At 44.3% G+C, this 19010-nt stretch carries 17 protein-coding genes; 7 read left to right on the top strand and 10 right to left on the bottom strand.

What is annotated here, in order from left to right; all coding sequences use genetic code 11:
• Positions 1 to 152: 152 nt before the first annotated feature.
• The 3 genes from AC23P2_RS01970 (at position 153) to AC23P2_RS01960 (ending at position 4489) form a co-directional block, all read left to right on the top strand.
• On the top strand, positions 153 to 602 hold the full coding sequence (locus AC23P2_RS01970; RefSeq protein WP_487771630.1) for a hypothetical protein: 450 nt from the start codon (positions 153 to 155) through the stop codon (positions 600 to 602).
• A gap of 227 nt (positions 603 to 829) precedes the next feature.
• Positions 830 to 3694: an outer membrane beta-barrel protein gene (locus AC23P2_RS01965; RefSeq protein WP_487771629.1), complete on the top strand. Its 2865-nt coding sequence runs from the start codon at positions 830 to 832 to the stop codon at positions 3692 to 3694.
• Between the two features lie 42 nt (positions 3695 to 3736).
• Entirely contained in the window at positions 3737 to 4489 is a 753-nt protein-coding gene (locus AC23P2_RS01960; RefSeq protein ID WP_487771628.1) for a GLPGLI family protein, read from the top strand.
• 373 nt (positions 4490 to 4862) lie between these two features.
• On the opposite strand, the gene AC23P2_RS01955 is transcribed toward AC23P2_RS01960, so the two are convergent.
• The 6 genes from AC23P2_RS01955 to AC23P2_RS01930 form a co-directional block, all read right to left on the bottom strand.
• Complete coding sequence (locus AC23P2_RS01955) at positions 4863 to 5546, bottom strand: OmpH/Skp family outer membrane protein (protein WP_487771627.1); 684 nt, start codon at positions 5544 to 5546, stop codon at positions 4863 to 4865.
• Positions 5547 to 5552: 6 nt separating this feature from the next.
• Entirely contained in the window at positions 5553 to 6179 is a 627-nt protein-coding gene (locus AC23P2_RS01950) for an OmpH/Skp family outer membrane protein (protein ID WP_487771626.1), read from the bottom strand.
• Between the two features lie 68 nt (positions 6180 to 6247).
• Positions 6248 to 8890: an outer membrane protein assembly factor BamA gene (gene bamA, locus AC23P2_RS01945; protein WP_487771625.1), complete on the bottom strand. Its 2643-nt coding sequence runs from the start codon at positions 8888 to 8890 to the stop codon at positions 6248 to 6250.
• Positions 8891 to 8937: 47 nt separating this feature from the next.
• Positions 8938 to 9687, bottom strand: a complete 750-nt coding sequence (uppS, locus tag AC23P2_RS01940; protein ID WP_487771624.1) for an undecaprenyl pyrophosphate synthase — start codon at positions 9685 to 9687, stop codon at positions 8938 to 8940.
• A 67-nt stretch (positions 9688 to 9754) separates the two neighbouring features.
• Complete coding sequence (locus AC23P2_RS01935) at positions 9755 to 11140, bottom strand: MATE family efflux transporter (RefSeq protein ID WP_487771623.1); 1386 nt, start codon at positions 11138 to 11140, stop codon at positions 9755 to 9757.
• Positions 11141 to 11146: 6 nt separating this feature from the next.
• Positions 11147 to 12055, bottom strand: a complete 909-nt coding sequence (locus tag AC23P2_RS01930; RefSeq protein ID WP_487771622.1) for a WD40 repeat domain-containing protein — start codon at positions 12053 to 12055, stop codon at positions 11147 to 11149.
• Positions 12056 to 12108: 53 nt separating this feature from the next.
• Between AC23P2_RS01930 and AC23P2_RS01925 the strand changes: the two genes are divergently transcribed.
• Entirely contained in the window at positions 12109 to 12750 is a 642-nt protein-coding gene (locus tag AC23P2_RS01925) for a 4'-phosphopantetheinyl transferase family protein (protein WP_487771621.1), read from the top strand.
• Positions 12751 to 12762: 12 nt separating this feature from the next.
• On the opposite strand, the gene AC23P2_RS01920 is transcribed toward AC23P2_RS01925, so the two are convergent.
• A complete protein-coding gene (locus tag AC23P2_RS01920) occupies positions 12763 to 13611 on the bottom strand; it encodes a transglutaminase-like domain-containing protein (protein WP_183972216.1) in 849 nt (282 codons plus the stop codon).
• Between the two features lie 93 nt (positions 13612 to 13704).
• Here AC23P2_RS01920 and galE point away from each other — a divergent pair, with 93 nt between their 5' ends.
• Both galE and rfbB read left to right on the top strand, forming a co-directional pair.
• Positions 13705 to 14733 (top strand): UDP-glucose 4-epimerase GalE, encoded by a 1029-nt coding sequence (galE, locus tag AC23P2_RS01915; protein ID WP_487771620.1) that lies wholly within the window; start codon positions 13705 to 13707, stop codon positions 14731 to 14733.
• A gap of 15 nt (positions 14734 to 14748) precedes the next feature.
• Entirely contained in the window at positions 14749 to 15804 is a 1056-nt protein-coding gene (rfbB, locus tag AC23P2_RS01910) for a dTDP-glucose 4,6-dehydratase (protein WP_487771619.1), read from the top strand.
• Between the two features lie 41 nt (positions 15805 to 15845).
• On the opposite strand, the gene AC23P2_RS01905 is transcribed toward rfbB, so the two are convergent.
• Positions 15846 to 16715, bottom strand: coding sequence for a YitT family protein (locus tag AC23P2_RS01905; RefSeq protein WP_487771787.1), 870 nt, complete (start codon positions 16713 to 16715; stop codon positions 15846 to 15848).
• Between the two features lie 145 nt (positions 16716 to 16860).
• Here AC23P2_RS01905 and AC23P2_RS01900 point away from each other — a divergent pair, with 145 nt between their 5' ends.
• The gene (locus AC23P2_RS01900) at positions 16861 to 17445 is read left to right on the top strand and encodes a 1-acyl-sn-glycerol-3-phosphate acyltransferase (RefSeq protein ID WP_487771618.1); all 585 of its coding nucleotides are present in this window, start codon (positions 16861 to 16863) and stop codon (positions 17443 to 17445) included.
• Between the two features lie 71 nt (positions 17446 to 17516).
• Here the strand turns inward: AC23P2_RS01900 and wecB are convergent, their stop codons facing one another.
• Together wecB and AC23P2_RS01890 are read right to left on the bottom strand one after the other, a co-directional pair.
• Positions 17517 to 18635: a non-hydrolyzing UDP-N-acetylglucosamine 2-epimerase gene (gene wecB / locus AC23P2_RS01895; protein ID WP_487771617.1), complete on the bottom strand. Its 1119-nt coding sequence runs from the start codon at positions 18633 to 18635 to the stop codon at positions 17517 to 17519.
• Positions 18632 to 18967, bottom strand: coding sequence for an arsenate reductase (locus AC23P2_RS01890; protein ID WP_487771616.1), 336 nt, complete (start codon positions 18965 to 18967; stop codon positions 18632 to 18634). The genes wecB and AC23P2_RS01890 overlap by 4 nt, the downstream gene beginning before the upstream one ends.
• Between the last annotated feature and the right edge of the window lie 43 nt (positions 18968 to 19010).

Genomic DNA, 19010 nt, shown 5'->3' with positions numbered 1-19010 from the left:
AGGCACTTTGTATCTTGGTGTAGCAAGTTACTAAAATCTTTTAAAAATGGTGTTAACAATCATTAACCAAGCCATTATAAACCTTCGTCGTTTTTAGCGTTCTAAGAGTAAAATAACGAAAAATAACCGTTCACATAAACCAATTAAAAGCCATGAAAAAGTTAGTGTTTGCCGCAGCCATGATTTTAGTTTCTATCGGTGCCAATGCACAATGGGGAAACAACAATAACCGCGATCGTCGTTATGACGACCGCTATGACAATCGCCGCGATGACCGTGGATATGACAATCGGGGAGGAAGAGGAAATATGGGCGATCGTGTTGATGATTTTCAACGTGAAGCTCGCCGCCGAATTGCCGATGGCATTGCGCAAGGCTCTATCACGTCACGTGAAGCCAAAAACTTAATGCGTGATGTAGAACGTATCGAACGTAAAGAACAAATTTTCTGGCGCGACCGCGTGCTAGATATACGCGAACGCCGTGAACTTCAAGAAGACTTATACGCACTTAATCGTGAGATTACCCACGAAAAGCGAGACAATGAACGCTCTACCTACGACGACTACGGTCGGAACGGGCAGCGTAACAGAGGATGGTGATTACATAACAGCGGGTCGAAATTTCGGCCCGCTGTTTTTTTTTCGCGGTAAACGTAACCTTTTCAATAAGGTCGAGTACACTTCAGTGAGAGTCCTCCACTAGATTTAACAAACTTTAATATAAAATTTTCTTTGTATTGTTAGGTAATAAACTAACCGAATAGTACGTTTGTATTGTTATAGCCATTTTCTAACCATTTTTAAACACATTTATAACCTAAACAGCCATGAAGAAACTTCTCCTCGGGGCACTTATGTGCCTTAGTGCGTTGTTTGCGTGCGCCCAAGCTCCCACACGTTTCCAAATCCAAGGTATCACTGCTGATACATCCTCAGGACCACTAGGTTCGGCAACAGTCATGCTGTTGCAGCGAAAAGATTCATCTTTGGTCAATTTTACACGTTCCAATGACAAAGGTGTGTTTTTGCTTCGTAACGTCAAAAAAGGCGATTATTTGCTCAAGGTTTCATTCGTAGGGTATATCCCTTTTCAAAAAGACATCGTGTTTGGTGACAAAGAGCTCATTGACCTTGGTACTTTAGAAATGAAAGCAATTACCAAAGAATTGTTTGAAGTAGTAGTCAAAACCGCCCGTGCGCCACTCAGTATCAAAGGGGATACGATTGAGTACAACGCCGCTTCGTTTAAAGTCCCACCTGGGTCAACGGTAGAAGATTTACTTCGGAAATTACCAGGGGTTCAGATTGACCAAGACGGAAACATCGTTGCCCAAGGCCAGCAAGTACGGAAAGTAACCGTCGATGGAAAACGTTTCTTTGGCGATGACCCTAAAATGGCTACTAAAAACCTTCCAGCGGAAGCCATTACCAAAGTTCAGATTTTTAACGATAAATCGGAACAAGCAAAAGTAACGGGAGTGGATGACGGTAAAAAAGAAAAAACGGTCAACCTTGAATTAAAGGACGGATTTAAAAAAGGCGGATTCGGGAAGGTGACGGCTGGCGTAGGAGCTGATGGAAATAATTCCCGAGGAGCACGCGGAGAATTAAAAGGAAACTACAATAAGTTTGATGATAAAAACCAATTCTCACTCATTGGCTTGACCAATAACACCAACCAGACGGGGATGTCATGGGATGATTACCAAGATTTTAGAGGAAGTGGTTCGTTTAATAACTGGAACGACAACGGCGACTTTGGCTTTGGTGGCGGTGGTGGCCGCTTCTTCATAATTGGCGGAGATGACGACGGCGGACTCAATATCCCCGTTGGTGGAGGTAGAGGACAAGGTTATTCCAACAACGTTGCCGCTGGTATTAACTACAATTACAACGGTAAGAAAACCAAAGTAAATTCGAGTTACTATTATAATTCTACGCGCCAAGTATTGGACGCAGTTCGTAGTCGTGAAAACTTCTTGACCAACGGGTCGTTCAAGTCACAAGAAGAAAGTAGCCAAATCAATTTCATCGGAAACCACCGTTTGGCTTTCCGTTATGAGCAAATGATTGACTCAACTAACACCATTATTTTTACCAACAATAGCCGCCTCAATGGCGGAAACACCAGCCTCAATAGTCTTCAGCAGTATTTTCAAGCAGGTAACTTTAAGTCGAACGAAACGACCATTAAAAACGCTACGGACGTTGACAAAATGGAAACTTCCAATACCCTTATTTACCGCTGGAAGGCCAAGAGTAAAAAAGGGCGGAACTTCGCAGCCAGTGGTTCTTACGGGTACGTTCAAAATGATGGAATTGCAGACCAAAATTCATTGAACTTATTTTACTCAGCCAACACCGCCAATGATGTGATTCGGAGAGCACTTGATTTGACCAACAATACCAATAGTCAAGTAAATGAGCTAAAATCAAGTTTGTTGTTTGTGGAACCAGTGTCGAAACGGGTATTTTGGGAAACATTCTTAAACCTAAGCCGCCGTGGAAATTTTGTTGACCGTGATGCCTTTGATTTGGCCCAAGAAAGTGGAAGAAGAATCCCCGTTGATACTTTGAGTAGTTACTTTAAAAATGACATTACATACGCGCGAATTGGGTCATCGCTCCGCTACTCTTACAAAGGGTTTAATGTTTCGGGAGGACTAGCCGTACAACGCTTTGGGTTGGATGGTAAATTTGCATTGGGTCAAAATCCAAGTTCATTCATCAACGTAAATCGTACGTTTGTAGCGTGGTTGCCCAACGCCTCTCTCAACTATGACCTCAAAAACAACCGTTATCTCTGGTCGGAATATGATGTAAGTGTGAACCAGCCAAACGTTCGTGATTTACAACCTGTCATTGACAATAGCAATCCGCTGTATATCCGTCAGGGAAATCCCGACTTACTTCCTTCGGTCAATCATAACATTAATTTTGGCTACAACATGTTTAATCCTGCGAGCTTCACGAACTTGGGCTTCAACTTGTTTTATTCATACAATGTCAATCAAATCATTTACAATCAGCAAGTTGATCCAAGAACGTTGGTGACCGTCACTACCCCTACCAATATTTCTGGTGGACAGAGTGTGGGTGCTTGGATGAACTTTGGTTTCCCGTTGAAGAAAACAAAAAGTAATCTTAGTGTAAATGCGAACCCTAATTTTAGCCGTAACTTGACTTACATCAACGGAGTACTTAACCAAACCAACAACGACAGCTATCGTTTTGGAATGCGTTTGGACTTGACGCCTAGCGACAACTTTACGTTTTTTGCCAATGCTAACTGGGGCGTTACCAACTCTCGTTTCTCGGTAAATACGTCGCAAAACATGAAAATCATCAACCATACTTATGGAGGTACGATGAACATTAAGTTGCCAAAAGATTTCTTCATTAACTCGAACCTTGATTATCGTATTTATGTCAACAACCGTTTCAACCTTGACCAACGTTTGCCGATTATGAATGCGTCGATTTACAAGATTTTGGGTAAAGCCAAAAAGGCGGAGCTTCGTTTGTCGGTGTATGACGTGTTTAACAAAAACTTGGGAATAAGTCAGTTTGCCAACCAAAACTTTGTTTCGCAAGAAAAAGTACAGACCTTGGCTCGTTACGGAATGCTTACCTTTACCTACAACATGCGTGGAATGAATACCACCCTCAAACGCCGTGGAGGTTTCTTTTAATTAATCGTTAATCCAACCAAACAAGATAATCGCTATAAAGACATGAAAAATAGATTGAACTTTTTAGTAGTGGGTCTGTTGTGGATAGCCAACAGTGTGTATGCCCAATCGACCCAAGGGATGGTCACGTACGAACACAAAAGCTACTGGACCAAAATCAATGCCCGACTGACGTTTTTGAGCAAAGAAGAAAAAGACCGCATGAAACTTACGTGGGGAAATGAAGACGGGTATGGCGTAAAAATGAAGTTGTATTTTGACGAAAAGCAAAGTCTTTATACCTATTTCAGTGACCAAGGCCAAAGCGAAGATGGGCAATGGTCGTGGCGGCAAGACGATTACCTAATTCACCGTAATTTTGATGCGAACAAGCTCATTGAGCACCACGAAATGTTGGGCAAAACTTACCTGATGGAAGACTCACTTGTAACGTATAATTGGCGGGTGCAAAACCAAATCAAAGACGTTGCGGGTTATATTTGTATGAAAGCGGAGACGTTTGATCCTGTTAAAAACCAGAAGATTACGGCTTGGTTTGCGCAAGATATTCCTGTGGCTGCGGGGCCTGAGCGTTATTTTGGTTTGCCTGGTTTGATTTTGGAACTAGATATTAACGACGGAGACGTAGTGGTTTCGGCCCAGAAAGTGGAGCTTAAAAACGTACAAAAAGAGCTTGCTTTACCCAAAATGAAAGGCAAGAAAATCAAAGTAGCCGACTACAATCAAATGATTCAAAAGCACATTGCCGAAAGCATGAAAGCGCAACGTAATCCATTTTGGTCGATGAGGTATTGAGTGAGGTTTTATTGCTAAAAAGAAAATAAAAAACGAATCGAAAAGCGGGAGAGTATTCTCTCGCTTTTCGATTTTAGAGGAGTTGCCCTAGTTATTAGCCGAAAAGACTTTCCAAGTTTATCAATTGATAGGGTATTAAAATATAAAGCCGTTATTCATTGCTCCAGAGGAGGCATTTTGACAGCCTATTCATCTTTTAAGTAGTAAAGTAAAAGTTCTAGAGTAATTCAAAATAGCCTCGGTAGAGGCGCAACATTTGTAGGCTAGAGTAATTCAAAATAGCCTCGGTAGAGGCGCAACATTTGTAGGCTTTTAAAAATAAAAAAGGGAACCGCATCGTGCGGTTCCCTTTTTTGTGTCAGACAAAAATGTCTTAGTTTTTCTTTACTGGATTAGCAGGAGTTTGAGTCGCTGGTTTGTTGGCAGGCTGCGTAGCAGGGGTAGTTGCACCACCTGTTTTTTGCTGCAATTGCTGAACTGCTGCTTCTGCTGCGGCTTTTTGTTGTTTTTCAACTTCCGCAGGGTCAACACCCAATTTTTTCAAAATCAAGTTGCTAACGTTCAATTCTTCCGAACCTGCAAACAAGATGATAGGAGTTGTGTTAGCCCCTGCATCCATGTTGAAGATATACGTGTAGCCGTTCTCTTTACCAACTGCGTCGATAGCTCCTTGGATTTTCACCATCACAGGTTGAAGCAATTGTTGTTGCTTTTTCTGCAATGACTCTTGAGAATTACGTTGAAAATCTTGGAAGTCCGTTTGAAGGCGGTTCAATTCTTTTTCTTTATCTGCACGAATGATTTCAGACCATTTGGCAGCGTTTTGTTGATAAGCCTTGTATTTGTCTTCGAACTCTTTCGATTTCTCTTGCATGGCTTTTTCAATTTGCTGTTGCTGAATCGTAAGCTCGTTCTCAATTTTTTTATAGTCAGGTAACAACGTCATTACGTAGTCCACGTTGGTCCAACCGATTTTGTTCGTAGCCTGTTGTGCTTTGCTTTCAAAACTCACTAAAGCAATAATCGCAAGGAAGGCTACAGTCAATGTACGTTTCATTTTTATCTACTGTTTTGGTTTGGTTACTTTATTAGCTGGGGTATTTGTTGCTGGTGTTTTTGTTGTTGGCGTATTAACGCTATTAGTCGCTGGTTTAGTATTTTTTTCTTTTTCTTCGGTACCTAAACCAAGCTCTTCGATAACATAATCAGTATAGTCATGTACTGGATTAGAATAGATAATGACAAAATCGCTTGATTTGTCAAGTAGTATATCCAACCTCCGCTGACGACATACGCGTTCTACTGCTTTATAAACCTGATCGGTGATGGGCTTGATGATTTCTTTTTTCTTTTGAAACAACATCCCTTCAAATCCAAAAATTTTGTTGTTATAATCTTTGGCTTCGCGCTCTTTATCAGCGATTTCCTGCTGACGTTTGCGTTTCATTTCGTCGGTCAAAAGTACTTCTTCTGCCTGATAAAGCCGCTGTAGGCGGTCTATTTCGGTATATTTATCTTGAATTTCTTTTGCCCAACGTTCCGAAAACTTATCAAGCTCAGTTTGTGCTTTTTGGTATTCAGGCATTTTGCTCGTGACATACTCCATATCCATATATCCCCATTTTTGGGCTGATAATGAGTAGGTTACCAAGACGAATTGCAAAATTAGTAAAAGCCTACGGGTTTTCATTGTAGATGCTTGGATTTTGTTGGTGGAGTAGGCGATAATTTGCCTACTCCATTCGGTCTATGTCTTTTCTAGCGAATTTGTTGTCCAATCGTGAAGTGGAATTGAGGGCCACTGCGATTTGTTTGCCCTGGTAGTGGGTCAAACCCGTACGCCCAGTCAATACCAATCAAACCAAAGGCTGGCATGAAGATACGTGCCCCAACCCCTGCCGAACGTTTCAAATCAAATGGGTTGTAGTCTTTGTATTTCTTTTGAGGTTGGTCGGTGCCCCAGTTGTTTCCTGCTTCTGCAAACACCAAACCAAAGATGGTCGCCGATGGATTAAGCGAAAGGGGATAACGTAATTCCATCACGTATTTGCTATAGGCAACTCCTCCAAGACTACTTACACTGCTTGTAGTGGTGCTGGTACTTTGTGAGGCATCAACTGTACTAAGTCGGTTGTAGATAGGTACAAGCGAGCGGTCGGTGTATCCTCTCAAACCGATGATGTCTTGGGCCAAAGCAAACATACCATAACCCGCCAATCCCGAGCCTCCGAGTACAAAGCGTTCAAATGGACTGATGGATAAGTTTTGGTTGTATCTACCCAAGAAACCAAGGTGAGCACGGGTGCTTAATACGAGTTTGCCTGCTATGGTTTGGTACCATGTCGCATCAAACATCCACTTGTGGTACTCTACCCATTTGTACTGTGCTTCTTTTGTTGAGAAAGACGTGTTTCCTGTGATGGCGGAGTAAGGCGGCGTAAAAGTGCCACTCAACGAGAACGACGAACCTCCGCGCGGGAACTGAGGGTTGTCAATCGTATTCCGCGATAGTGTTAAGTTCAAGGTTACGTTGTTTGAAACCCCGTTTGGATAGCCAATACCAAATAAGTCAAGGCTGTCCATTCTATATCTTTGGTATGAAAGTGCGGTACTTAATACGAAGTAACGATCAGGTATTTTAAGGCGCTTGCCAAGAGAAATGGTAACACCTGTATTTTTGTAAGAACCCAAAAATGTTAGCCCGCTTGTTGAACGAGTGTAGAGGTTGTTATAGTCAACTGTACGATATACCGTGTGGCTCAAGTTAATTCCAAAGTTGACAGGTTTTTTACCACCCAACCACGGTTCTGAGAAACTAAGCGTATATGTCTGGAACTGACGACCACTTGCTTGGAAACGTACAGAAAGCTTTTGCCCGTCGCCCGATGGAAGTGGTTTCCATGCTTTGAGGTTGGTAATGTTTTTGGTAGAGAAGTTGTTGAACACAAGCCCTAAAGTACCTACGAATCCAATGTAGCCACCCCAGCCTCCTGAAAGTTCAATTTGGTCACTTGGTTTTTCTTCTACGGTATATTCAATGTCCACTGTTCCATCTTCTGGGTGAGGGACAGGGTTAATCCCAATTTTTTCAGCATCAAAATACCCTAACTGAGACAACTGACGTTGGGTATTGATGATTTCCGTTTTGCTAAATTTTTGGCCAGGCAACGTAAACAATTCGCGAAGTACAACGTGGTCGCTGGTCTTGGTATTACCATTCAAAATAATCTTGTTGATGGTCGCTTGTTTCCCTTCAAAAATGCGCATCTCAAGGTCGATAGAATCCCCTTCAACGGCTTTTTCGATGGCGCGGCAGTTGTAGTACAAATAACCATCATCCATGTACAACGAGCTCACGTCTTGGCCTGGGTTGGCTTCAAGGCGTTTCTGGATTTCTTCAGGGTTATAAACATCTCCTTTTTTAAGGCCAAACACCTTGCTAAGTTGTTCGGTCGTACGAAGGTAGTTGCCTTGCCAAGTAATATCACGGATGTAGTAGCGAGGGCCTTCTTCGATGTTCAACACCACATCAATGGTTTTTTCTCCTGGGTTGTGAATAATGGAATCGGAGATAATGGTCGCATCACGGAACCCGTTTTTGTTATAGAGTTCGAGGACTTTCTCTTTGTCTTCTTCGTATTTCTTAGGAATGAATTTTGAAGGCGTAAAAAGGCGGCCAAAACGCATTTGTTTTGTCCCCTTCAGTTTGTTGCGGAGTTTTCCTTCCAATATCTCTTGACGACCATTAAACACAATTTGACGAATCTTCACTTTTGCGCCTTTGGTGACGAGGATTTTGAGGGTTGCATTTCCGCGAGTAGAATCCGAAATCTGGGTGATTCTGACCTTCACGTTCATGAAGCCTTTGTCGATAAAATAGCGTTTTACGGCCAATTGGGTGTTTTTAATCATCGTGTTAGAGATGATACGCCCTTTGGGAAGCTTGATCTTATCATTAAGAGACTCTTTTTCCCCCTTCCGAATGCCGTCAAATTCGACTTTGAAAAGACGCGATTGCTCCTTAATGCGAATCTCTAACCAGATTTGTTCGCCTTCGATTTTACGAGCTAAGATTTCGACATCTTCCAAAATCTTTTGGTCCATCAATTTTTTAATGGCTCCATTGATGGCATCGCCAGGAACTTTGATTTTGTCGCCTACTCTCAATCCCGACATTGAAATCATCGAGTTAGGGTCCAAAAATTGGTTGCCAGTGACAATAATTTCGGCAACAACATAGTCTTTAGGTTCCGCATAGTTGATAGCTTCGTCTTTCGGAGCAGACGTAGTTGCAGGGGTGTTTCGCCCTAGGCCCAGCTGCTGCGCATGAAGGCATACGGTTGTCATGACGAAAATACCAAAAAAGCTAACGAGACGGATAAGTTGGTTGAATTTTTTCATAGATACACTGTTCTTTCCCATTTTCTTATAACGGCAAAAGAAGGGGTTTATTTCGCTTCGGTCACAATCTGTTCACTGGTTTTACCAAAACGTCTTTCTCGTTGTTGAAACGACAAAATGGCCTCATGTAAATGCTCTCGGCGGAAGTCTGGCCAAAAGACCTCGTCGTAGAAGTAAAGCTCGGCATAGGCCAACTGCCACAACAAGAAATTACTGATGCGGTGGTCGCCTCCTGTGCGTAGCATCAGGTCAACATCGGGGCGGGGATAGGTCGAGAGCGTTTGGTTAAATAAGTCTTCGGTAATGTCTTCTGACCTCAACGAACCGTCTCTCACTTGTTGCGCTAAACGTTGGGTGGTTTGGATAATGTCCCATTTGCCACTATATCCTAAGGCCAAAATCAGATTAAGGCCTGTGTTATGCTTCGTTTTTTCTATGGCTTGCGCTAGTTCTTTTTGGCAAGATTTAGGCAAACTAGCTGTGTCGCCAATGGTGTCAAGCTTGACATCGTTTTTTTGCAATGTTGGCAATTCATCAGCAATGGTATGCACCAATAGTTCCATCAAGGCCCTTACTTCGGCTTCAGGTCGCCCCCAGTTTTCGGTCGAAAACGCATACAACGTCAGGTACTTAACGCCCAATTCGGCGCAGCCTTCGGTGGCTTCGCGTACGGCTTTAATAGCGTTTCTGTGCCCAAACACCCGCATGGCACCGCGCTGCTTGGCCCAGCGGCCGTTGCCATCCATCACGATGGCTATATGTTGAGGAAGTCTAGTACGGTCTATCTGTTCTTTCATTCGCACTTAAAAATGGCCTGCAAAGTTAGAGGAAATTATCAGGTAATCAAAAGGATAAACCTTGAGGCTATACCTTCTTGGTTTTCCACTTTCCGCGTCTAAAAAGGAGAATCCCTACCACAGCAAGCATTGACTCGCTGAATGCGACAGAAATATACACGCCGTTGGGGCCTAAATCGAGGTATTTTGCTAAGAAATAAGCAAGGGGTATTTCGATAGCCCAAAAGCAAACTAAGTTCATGAGCGTAGGGGTTAGGGTATCGCCTGCGCCGTTGAACGACTGGCTGATAACCATCCCATAAGCAAAAAATAAATACCCAAAACAAATGATTCGTAGGCAGTTGACGCCCGTGGCTACCGTGGTGGGGTCGTCGTTGAACCAGCTAATAATGTTTGCCGAAAAGACAAAAAATATAACAGCAACAACGGCCAAAAATACAAAGTTGAAGAAGGCAGCTCGCCAAACCGAGGTTTCGGCGCGTTCGGGTTTGTTTGCGCCAAGGTTTTGCCCTACCAAAGTGGCGGCGGCATTGGCCATGCCCCACGAAGGTAAAATGGTAAACACAATAACGCGAATGGCGATGGTATAACCTGCCACAATTTGAGGGCCGAAGTCTGACAAAATACGCGTCAGGAATACCCAACTGGCAGAGGCAATAAGGAATTGGCCCGTACCGCCTGCCGAAACACTGATAAGGTTACGAATAATAGTAAAATCGGCTTTGAGTTGTGATGAAAGTACTTTGACAACCCCATTACCCTTGGTCAAAGCATATAATTGGTACAGAACCCCAAGACTACGGCCTATGGTGGTGGCCATGGCCGAGCCCGCTACTCCAAATGCAGGAACAGGCCCCCAGCCAAAGATAAAAAGTGGGCAAAGCAGCATATTGACGCCGTTGGCAATCCAGAGCGAGCGCATGGCTACGGCGGCATCTCCGCCACCCCGTAAAACGCCGCTAAGGGTGTAAAGCAAAATAATAGCCGGGCTACTGGCAAAGATAATTCGGGTGAAATTGGCGCCTGAGGCGATGAGTTTTTCGCTGCCACCCATGGCACGTAAGATGGTTTCTGCCCCAAAAAAGCCGCCAAGCCCAATCACGACGCCTAATATCACGGATACCAAAATAACCTGCGCTGCGGCATGGCCTGCTTCGGCCTGTTGTTTTTCTCCGATACGTCGCGATACGATGGCGGTCGCAGCCGTACTAAGGCCAATGGCCACGGAGTAAACAAGCGTCAAGACAGATTCGGTAAGTCCTACCGTTGCAACGGCGTCGGTGTTGACTTTAGATACAAAGAAAATATCGACAACCGCAAAAAGAGATTCCATGACCATTTCTAAAATCATGGGTACTGATAGTAGAAAAATGGCGCGATTGATACTTCCCGAAGTATATTCGTGCTCTTCTCCTTTGAGAGCTTGTAAAAATAAATCAAAAAATTTACGCATGGCTGTTTAGTTGGTCTTTATGTCCCAGACCGAAATTCGACGATCGTCGCTGGCTGAAATGAGTTGATTGTTAAAAGACGTCCAAAGGAGTTTATTGATGGAAGTACCGTGACCTGCATGACGAGCACGGTCAATCACTTTGAGAAGTCGGAAAGTAGTCGCGTCCCAAATCTTAATGGATTTATCCATACTACAGGAAGCAAACAACCTTTGGTCGGGGCTAAAAGTAAGGTGATTGATGGCGAAAAGGTGAGCAACAATGTCTTGATGAAGTGCGTAGCCATTGGTTACGTCCCAGATTTTCAAGTGCGCGTCGCGGCTTCCCGATAACAAATAGCGGCCGTCGGGCGAGAAGCAAACTGAAAAAACGGAATTGGTATGGGCTTCCCAAGTGTGTCGTAAGTCTAGCTCGTCGATACCAAACACGCGGATGCAGTTATCGCTGTAACCGATGGCTATTTCGCGGGTGAGGGCGTTAATGGCGATAGATCGGACCGATTGCTGACTGGCTTTGATATGTTTACGAACGGCAAAGGCTTGGCGGTCCATTACGATAACAACGCCGTCTGAAAGGGCCAGAAACGCTTGGTTTTCAAAAAAAACAATGTCAAAAATAGCGGCTGTGGTCAGTTGTGCTGAAGCGACAACGCGTTTTTCGAGTGGGTCAATGACCTGAACCCCTTCGTAGTTTTGCCCTACCCACAGCTGATTTTGGGTTGTGTCAAATGCCAAAGCATAGACGGATGCAGGCACTTGTGCTACCACATCCCCCCAGTCGGGACGGGTTAGGTCCCACTTGACAACGAGTCCATCGCCACCTGCTGAATAAAAATGCTTGTCTTCCGCCGAAGGTTGAACGGCATACACGCAGTCGCGGTGACCAGAAAATGTGTCTATTTTAGTTACTTGAAGCATAAAACTCTAAACGCCCGTATTTTTGTGCAAAGTTACACCAAAAGATTGCATCTATGCCTATCGTTCGTCAGTGGACTATTTTTGATGAATGTTTGCTCCTGATTTGGGAGATTTCTGAGCCTATCGAAGAATTGAAAGAAGGACTTGTGGCCACTGCCGAAGAATGGGCAGAATACGACACCATTTCGCACCCACAAAAACGACTGGAATGGCTCACAGGGAGACGAGCGATGCAGTCGATTGTCGAAGCCAGTGGGCGTATTTATACAGGAATGCGGAAAGACAATTTTGGAAAACCGTTTTTGAACAATGCCGTAGCGGAGATTTCACTTACCCACACGGCGCGGTTTGTGGTGGTAGCCTTGCACCCGTCAGTATCCATTGGCGTTGACTTAGAACGAGTCGCGCCTAAGCTCGCCCGCGTGGCGCCCAAATTCCTTTCGGATTCAGAAACGACCCATGCGGGCGAGCAACTAGCGCGCCTTTGCACGTACTGGTGTGCCAAAGAAGCATTGTATAAATTGCACGGCACTCGAAATTTGAGTTTTAAAGAGGAAATTTTCGTTCACTCTTTTACCGACGAAAACGACTTTTTTACGGGCGAAATTTTTCCCATTCATACCCCACTACCACGCCAACAATACCGTCTATACCGTTTTCAGGTGGACGATTTTTTGGGGGTGTTGGCGGTGTAATAGGCCGTTCTTTTACTCCTCAATCGGTTCTTGCAATACTGCTGACATTCGCTCAATTTCTTTTACTTTATCGCTATCGCCCGTTTTTTCAAATGCGAGCGTAAGGTTACGAAGAACCCGACGCAAGATGTCGAGGTTAGAACAAGGCTGATAAAACGAATCGTTGGACTTGAGGTTGAGCTGCGCAATGTAATGGTCAATGTCGGAGCGCATAAACACCAAGCCCTTGTTAAAGACATTGATATAAAACTGCACTGCGTCCTTTTTGTAGGTAAGTACAAAAAGGTTCGGTAAATTAACCCCGTAAACGGGCATATTGAGGCGCTGGGCCACAATCATGTAAATACAACACAAGGTAATGGGATTCCCCTTACGGGATTCCAACACGATGTTGATCATCGAGTTGCTTGCCGCGTGGAAATTTTTGGTGTTTGAACCAAACTTTAGCTTTGAAAAAAAGACGTGATTCAAGGCTCGAATTTGATCAATCGGGTGCATGTCTTCTTTAAACTCAAGCCATGTTTCGTAATAAAACTGTTCAAAGTCGCTTCGGAGGCTTTCCAGCGACAAATCAGGATATTGGTAGGTAGCAATTACCCAGAGCCCTTCAAGTAAGTCAATTGCTCCGCCGTGGTGCCAAGTGGACAGGCGTTCAAGCAAGACTTCAAACTGAAGCTCGTGCACTAGTTCTTCGATGCGGCGCTGAATTTTTGGGTTAAAGCCCGCACCTTCCCACTCATTCTCTAAATAAGGAATGATAATCTCTCTTTGCTGTCTAATTTCTTTTTCAACCAACTGCAACACCTCTTTGTCGTCGTCGTCGAGAAGCGAAACCAGCGCTTTGATTTCTTGTTCTGTCATGGAGCAATGTCAGTGAAGTTTGCGTTAAAGAAAAACATTTTTTTTTCAGTGCCCAAATTTTATAGTTTTGTCATTCAATTTTCTACACTTTACATGAAAATATTGGTCACAGGAGGAGCTGGTTTTATTGGCTCTCATACGGTTGTTGAACTGCATCAGTCAGGTTTTGAGCCAGTTATCATTGATGACTTCAGTAACTCAGAAGAAAAAGTACTTAGCAGGCTAGAATCTATTATTGGGAAGGCTGTTGTGTCATACAGCGCCGATTGCAATGATGAAACAGCGCTGCGGCAAATATTTGAAAAAGAAAAATTCGATGGCGTGATTCATTTTGCGGCAAGTAAAGCTGTAGGAGAGTCGGTGGAAAAGCCATTGATGTATTACCAAAACAACCTAGGCTCTACGCTTGCGATGTTGAAAGTAATGCAGGAGTTTGGCGTAAAAAGCTTTGTATTTTCTTCGTCGTGTACAGTGTATGGACAACCTGACGTGCTACCTGTGACGGAAGAAACACCTCGCCAAGAAGCGGCTTCTCCGTACGGCAATACCAAGCGTATCTGCGAAGATATTATTCGGGACGTGGTGATCTCAAAAACGGGTCTTAAAGCCATTTCATTGCGCTATTTTAATCCAGTGGGTGCGCACGAATCGGCGCAAATTGGGGAATTGCCGCGCGGCGTACCAAGCAATTTGGTCCCTTATTTGACGCAAGCCGCGGCAGGTTTACGCGAAAAATTAACGGTATTTGGGGACGACTACAACACGCCCGACGGTACTTGTATCCGTGACTTTATCCACGTGGTTGACTTGGCAAAAGCACACGTAAAAGCGCTTGAGCTTTTGGCAAAAACCGAAGAAGAGAATTTTTACGATGTGTTTAACGTAGGAACGGGCGAAGGCGTAACGGTGCTTCGTTTGATTCAGACGTTTGAGCAAGTAAATAACATTAAGCTAAATTATGCAATCGGGCCTCGTCGTGCGGGCGACATTGAGCAAATTTACGCTCAGGTAGATAAGTCGCACAATGTGATGGGGTGGAAAGCTGAAAAAACGCTCGAAGAATCACTTCGGGATGCTTGGCGCTGGCAACAAGCGTTGGCCGCAGATAACGCAACTGTTTAACGGAAAACACATTTTATGCAAACTATCCTTATTACAGGCGGAGCAGGTTTTATTGGGTCGCACGTAGTGCGCCGTTTTGTGACCGAATACCCAGCGTATCAGATTGTGAATCTCGATGCACTGACGTACGCAGGAAACCTCGCCAATCTTACAGACATTGAAAATGCCCCCAATTACCGTTTTGTCAAAGGCGATATCACCGATGCGGTATTTATTGATAACCTATTCAAAGACAATGATTTTACAGGGGTTATTCACTTGGCGGCAGAGTCGCACGTGGACAGGTCAATTTCTGACCCGATGGCTTTTGTAATCACCAATGTCATCGGAACGGTCAACTTGCTAAACGCAGCTCGTCAGAGCTGGAAAGGAAAAGAAGAAGGACGCCGCTTTTATCATGTTTCGACTGACGAGGTCTATGGAGAACTTCATGACCCCAACGAGTTTTTTGTAGAAACGACCAAGTACGACCCTCGGTCGCCTTATTCGGCTTCAAAAGCCTCGTCTGACCATTTTGTGAGAGCGTACCAGAATACGTACAAACTTCCAGTAGTAATTTCAAACTGCTCAAACAACTACGGTCCTAATCACTTTCCAGAGAAGTTGATTCCGTTGATGATTAATAACATTCGTCACCACAAACCCCTGCCAGTGTATGGAAAAGGCGAAAATGTGCGTGATTGGTTGTACGTAGAAGACCATGCGCGGGCAATTGATGTCATTTTTCACCATGGGGTTAACGGTGAAACGTATAATATTGGCGGCTGCAACGAGTGGAAAAATATTGATTTGGTGCATTTGCTGTGTAACATCATGGACCAAAAACTAGGCCGTGAAGAAGGGGCGTCGGCGCAATTAATTACGTACGTGACTGACCGTGCCGGCCACGATTTGCGATACGCCATTGACCCTGCAAAGTTAATGAACGAGCTGGGCTGGAAGCCGTCGGTGACGTTTGAGCAAGGGCTTGAAAAAACGGTTCAGTGGTACTTAGATAACCAAGAATGGCTCGACAATGTAACGTCGGGTAATTATCAAAAATACTACGAAGGAATGTACGAAGACCGCTGAGAAAGGGTGGTTTAGAGAATAATTTTAAAGGGCGTTGCACATTAGTGCAATGCCCTTTCTTTTACAATACCCCCTCGGGCATCGTCAATTCCGTGTTGTACGACAAAAGCCTGCGGGTCTATTTCTGAAATGGCATCTCGTAAACGGCTGACTTCTAGTCGAGTAACGACCGAGTAGAGTACTTTAGTCTCTTGGTTTTGAAGTCCACGTTTTCCAAAGCCTTTCTCGCTGTTTAAGACCGTGACGCCTTTGTGGAGTTTGTTCGTAATCATTTCTCGGATGGCTTCGTGGTGGTCAGAAACAATCCAGACGGCTGTGTATTCTTCGATACCATGTATCAAATAATCGACGGTTTTGGAGGCGGTAAAGTAGGTCAGCATGGAGTAAAGGGCAATGTCAACACCCAAAAAGTAGGCGGCGGTTGCAAAAATGAGAATGTTCATTCCTAAAATCACGTCGCCGACACGAACCGTAGAGTTTCGACGGCTCACAAGCAACGCCGCTACTTCGGTACCGTCCAAAACAGCACCTCCTCGCATGGCTAACCCAATACCCGCCCCAATAAAAAAACCACCAAATACTGAGGTGAGTAACAAGTCGGGAGTTACATCGGGGAAGTGAATAAAAGCTAGGCAGATGGACAAACCCGTAATGGCAAAGGTACTTTTGATGGCAAACGCTAAACCGATTTGACGGTATCCCATTAAAATAAATGGTAGGTTGATGATAGGAATAAGAACAGCCAAGGGGACTTTTAGGACGGATGAAAGAAGCATAGAAATGCCCGTAACACCTCCATCAATAAAGTGGCTCGAAAGTAAAAAACCTTTGAGGCCAAGTCCCGCGCTAAAAATACCTGCTGTGATTAAAACAGCATCTTTTAACAGAGAACGTTTGGTAATTCCTTGCATATTCATCTAAATAGAAAAGAGTGGTTCATTACCTATTGTAACGCATAAAATACAATATCGTTTCCTTTTCTTAAAAAAGAGAAGAAATGTTGCTGAAAACGCAGGTGGTCGTTACATTTGAGAAAAACCTAACCTTTTACGCTTCATGAATTGGCTTTTTGGACTACTTTATCGGCTAGTTGGCTGGCGCACAATAGGACATGCTCCCACCGAACTAAAAAAAGGGATATGGCTTGTGTGTCCGCATTGGTACAATTGGGATTTTTTTGTAGGAGTAGGCGTGAGAGCGTACATAAATCTCAAAATTGGCTACCTCGGAAAAAGTGCATTGTTTAAGTGGTATTCTGGCTGGCTATTTCGCGGGCTTGGCGGGTATCCTGTGGATCGTACAAAAAACAATAACTTGGTGGAGGCGGTAGCGGCTACGTTTCAAGAAAACGAAACAATCCACATTGCCATTGCTCCCGAAGGGACACGCAGCAATGTGTCAAAACTAAAAACGGGCTTTTATTACATGGCCCTAAAAGCCAACGTGCCCATTATTTTGGTAGGGTTTGATTATCCACGAAAAGCAGTGGTTTTTGGCGATGTTATTTATCCTACGGGCGATTTCGTGAAGGATATGAAGCCCATTTACGATTTTTTCCTTACGATTCAGGGTTCTAAAAAAGAATGGTTGATCAACTACGCCCAAACAGGAGAAATCCCTTTGCCCAAAGAAGGGCGTTAGTAGTGTAGTCGGTTACTCTACTGTGTCGTCGGTTACTCATAACCGACGAGATCATTTATGAGTATTTAACTCTAACCGACAATACTTTCCAAAAAATCAATAATTCGTTGACTCGCCAAACCATCACCGTAGGGGTTGTTGGCTTCTGACATTGCTTGATAGACAGATGCTTGTGTCCAAAGCTCAGTAACGGCTTGGGTGATCGTAGCGCGATTGGCTCCCACGAGCCGAACCGTTCCCGCCTCGACGGCCTCAGGGCGCTCGGTGGTGTCGCGCATGACCAGCACGGGTTTGCCCAAACTCGGAGCTTCTTCTTGTACGCCGCCTGAATCGGTCAGGATGACCCAACTTTTTTTCATGGCATACACAAAATCGGCGTAATCCATGGGAGCGGGTAGGTGTACATTTGGTAAGTCTCCTAAGCGTTCGTACACGGGTTTCTGGACGTTGGGATTGAGATGCACTGGGTAAACAATTTCTAAATTGGGATACCGTTGCGCAAGTTCACGCAAAGCTTCACATATTTGAATAAAACCTTCGCCGAAGTTTTCGCGACGGTGTCCTGTGACCAATAAAATCTTGCGATTGGTAGAAAAAAGCTGCTTCAAGTCGTTCGATACCCGTTCCGAAAAACCTTCCACTTGTTTGCTGACGTGCAGGAGCGCGTCGATGACGGTATTTCCTGTTTTGATAATGATGTTTGGGGCAACACCTTCACGCAACAAAGCTTCTACGTTGCGGTCTGTAGGGGCAAAATAATAGTTGGCGAGGCGGTCGGTGATGAGCCGATTGGCTTCTTCAGGAAAAGGGGATTGCAAATTCCCCGTGCGTAGTCCTGCCTCAACGTGGCCTATTTTAATGCCAGCGTAAAAAGCTGCCAACGACGTAGCCATGCAAGTAGTGGTATCGCCGTGTACGAGCACGAGGTCGGGGCGATACGACTGGAAAAGCGTACGCAACCCCGTGAGGATTCGACACGTGACATCGGTCAAATCCTGTCCCGTTTGCATGATATTTAGATCAAAATCAGGCGTTAGCTCAAACAATTCGAGCACTTGGTCGAGCATGTGGCGATGCTGCCCTGTTACGCATAATTTATGCTCAAAATGAGGGTGGTAGCGGAGCTGACGAACAAGCATGGCCATTTTGATGGCCTCGGGGCGGGTGCCAAAAACAGTGAGGATTCTCATAATCCCTCGGGTTTCCAACCAATTTTTACGATTTTTCCACTGTTTTCAATCACGGGACGTTTAATCAACGAAGGTTTTTCGAGCATCAATTCAAGGGCACTTTGCGAATCGACAATAGCCGCTTTTTGCTCATCAGAAAGGGCTTTGAAGGTAGTCCCTGCTTTATTTACCAACTTTGTCCAATCGGTTTGAGAGAGCCAATTTTCAATCGTTTCGCGCGAAATTCCTTGCTTTTTATAATCATGGAATAAGAATTCCATTTGATTGGATTTGAGCCAATTGAGCGTTTTTTTGATGGTGTCGCAGTTAGGGATGCCGTAAACGGTAAGCATAGTGTCAGTAATGGTCGAAAACTTGTATTATTTATCTGGATAA

This window comes from Runella sp. R0.1_18, from assembly GCF_057652155.1.
This window is presented reverse-complemented; position numbering and strand designations above follow the sequence as displayed.

Bases quoted from the DNA above. Each gene is read 5' to 3' on its own strand.
- rfbB (WP_487771619.1), top strand. From the start codon at position 14,749: ATGCAAACTATCCTTATTACAGGCGGAGCAGGTTTTATTGGGTCGCAC.
- bamA (WP_487771625.1), bottom strand. From the start codon at position 8,890: ATGAAAAAATTCAACCAACTTATCCGTCTCGTTAGCTTTTTTGGTATT.
- AC23P2_RS01960 (WP_487771628.1), top strand. From the start codon at position 3,737: ATGAAAAATAGATTGAACTTTTTAGTAGTGGGTCTGTTGTGGATAGCC.
- AC23P2_RS01920 (WP_183972216.1), bottom strand. From the start codon at position 13,611: ATGACAGAACAAGAAATCAAAGCGCTGGTTTCGCTTCTCGACGACGAC.
- AC23P2_RS01955 (WP_487771627.1), bottom strand. From the start codon at position 5,546: ATGAAACGTACATTGACTGTAGCCTTCCTTGCGATTATTGCTTTAGTG.
- AC23P2_RS01970 (WP_487771630.1), top strand. From the start codon at position 153: ATGAAAAAGTTAGTGTTTGCCGCAGCCATGATTTTAGTTTCTATCGGT.
- galE (WP_487771620.1), top strand. From the start codon at position 13,705: ATGAAAATATTGGTCACAGGAGGAGCTGGTTTTATTGGCTCTCATACG.
- AC23P2_RS01950 (WP_487771626.1), bottom strand. From the start codon at position 6,179: ATGAAAACCCGTAGGCTTTTACTAATTTTGCAATTCGTCTTGGTAACC.
- uppS (WP_487771624.1), bottom strand. From the start codon at position 9,687: ATGAAAGAACAGATAGACCGTACTAGACTTCCTCAACATATAGCCATC.
- AC23P2_RS01930 (WP_487771622.1), bottom strand. From the start codon at position 12,055: ATGCTTCAAGTAACTAAAATAGACACATTTTCTGGTCACCGCGACTGC.
- AC23P2_RS01935 (WP_487771623.1), bottom strand. From the start codon at position 11,140: ATGCGTAAATTTTTTGATTTATTTTTACAAGCTCTCAAAGGAGAAGAG.
- AC23P2_RS01965 (WP_487771629.1), top strand. From the start codon at position 830: ATGAAGAAACTTCTCCTCGGGGCACTTATGTGCCTTAGTGCGTTGTTT.
- AC23P2_RS01925 (WP_487771621.1), top strand. From the start codon at position 12,109: ATGCCTATCGTTCGTCAGTGGACTATTTTTGATGAATGTTTGCTCCTG.
- AC23P2_RS01900 (WP_487771618.1), top strand. From the start codon at position 16,861: ATGAATTGGCTTTTTGGACTACTTTATCGGCTAGTTGGCTGGCGCACA.
- AC23P2_RS01890 (WP_487771616.1), bottom strand. From the start codon at position 18,967: ATGCTTACCGTTTACGGCATCCCTAACTGCGACACCATCAAAAAAACG.
- AC23P2_RS01905 (WP_487771787.1), bottom strand. From the start codon at position 16,715: ATGCAAGGAATTACCAAACGTTCTCTGTTAAAAGATGCTGTTTTAATC.
- wecB (WP_487771617.1), bottom strand. From the start codon at position 18,635: ATGAGAATCCTCACTGTTTTTGGCACCCGCCCCGAGGCCATCAAAATG.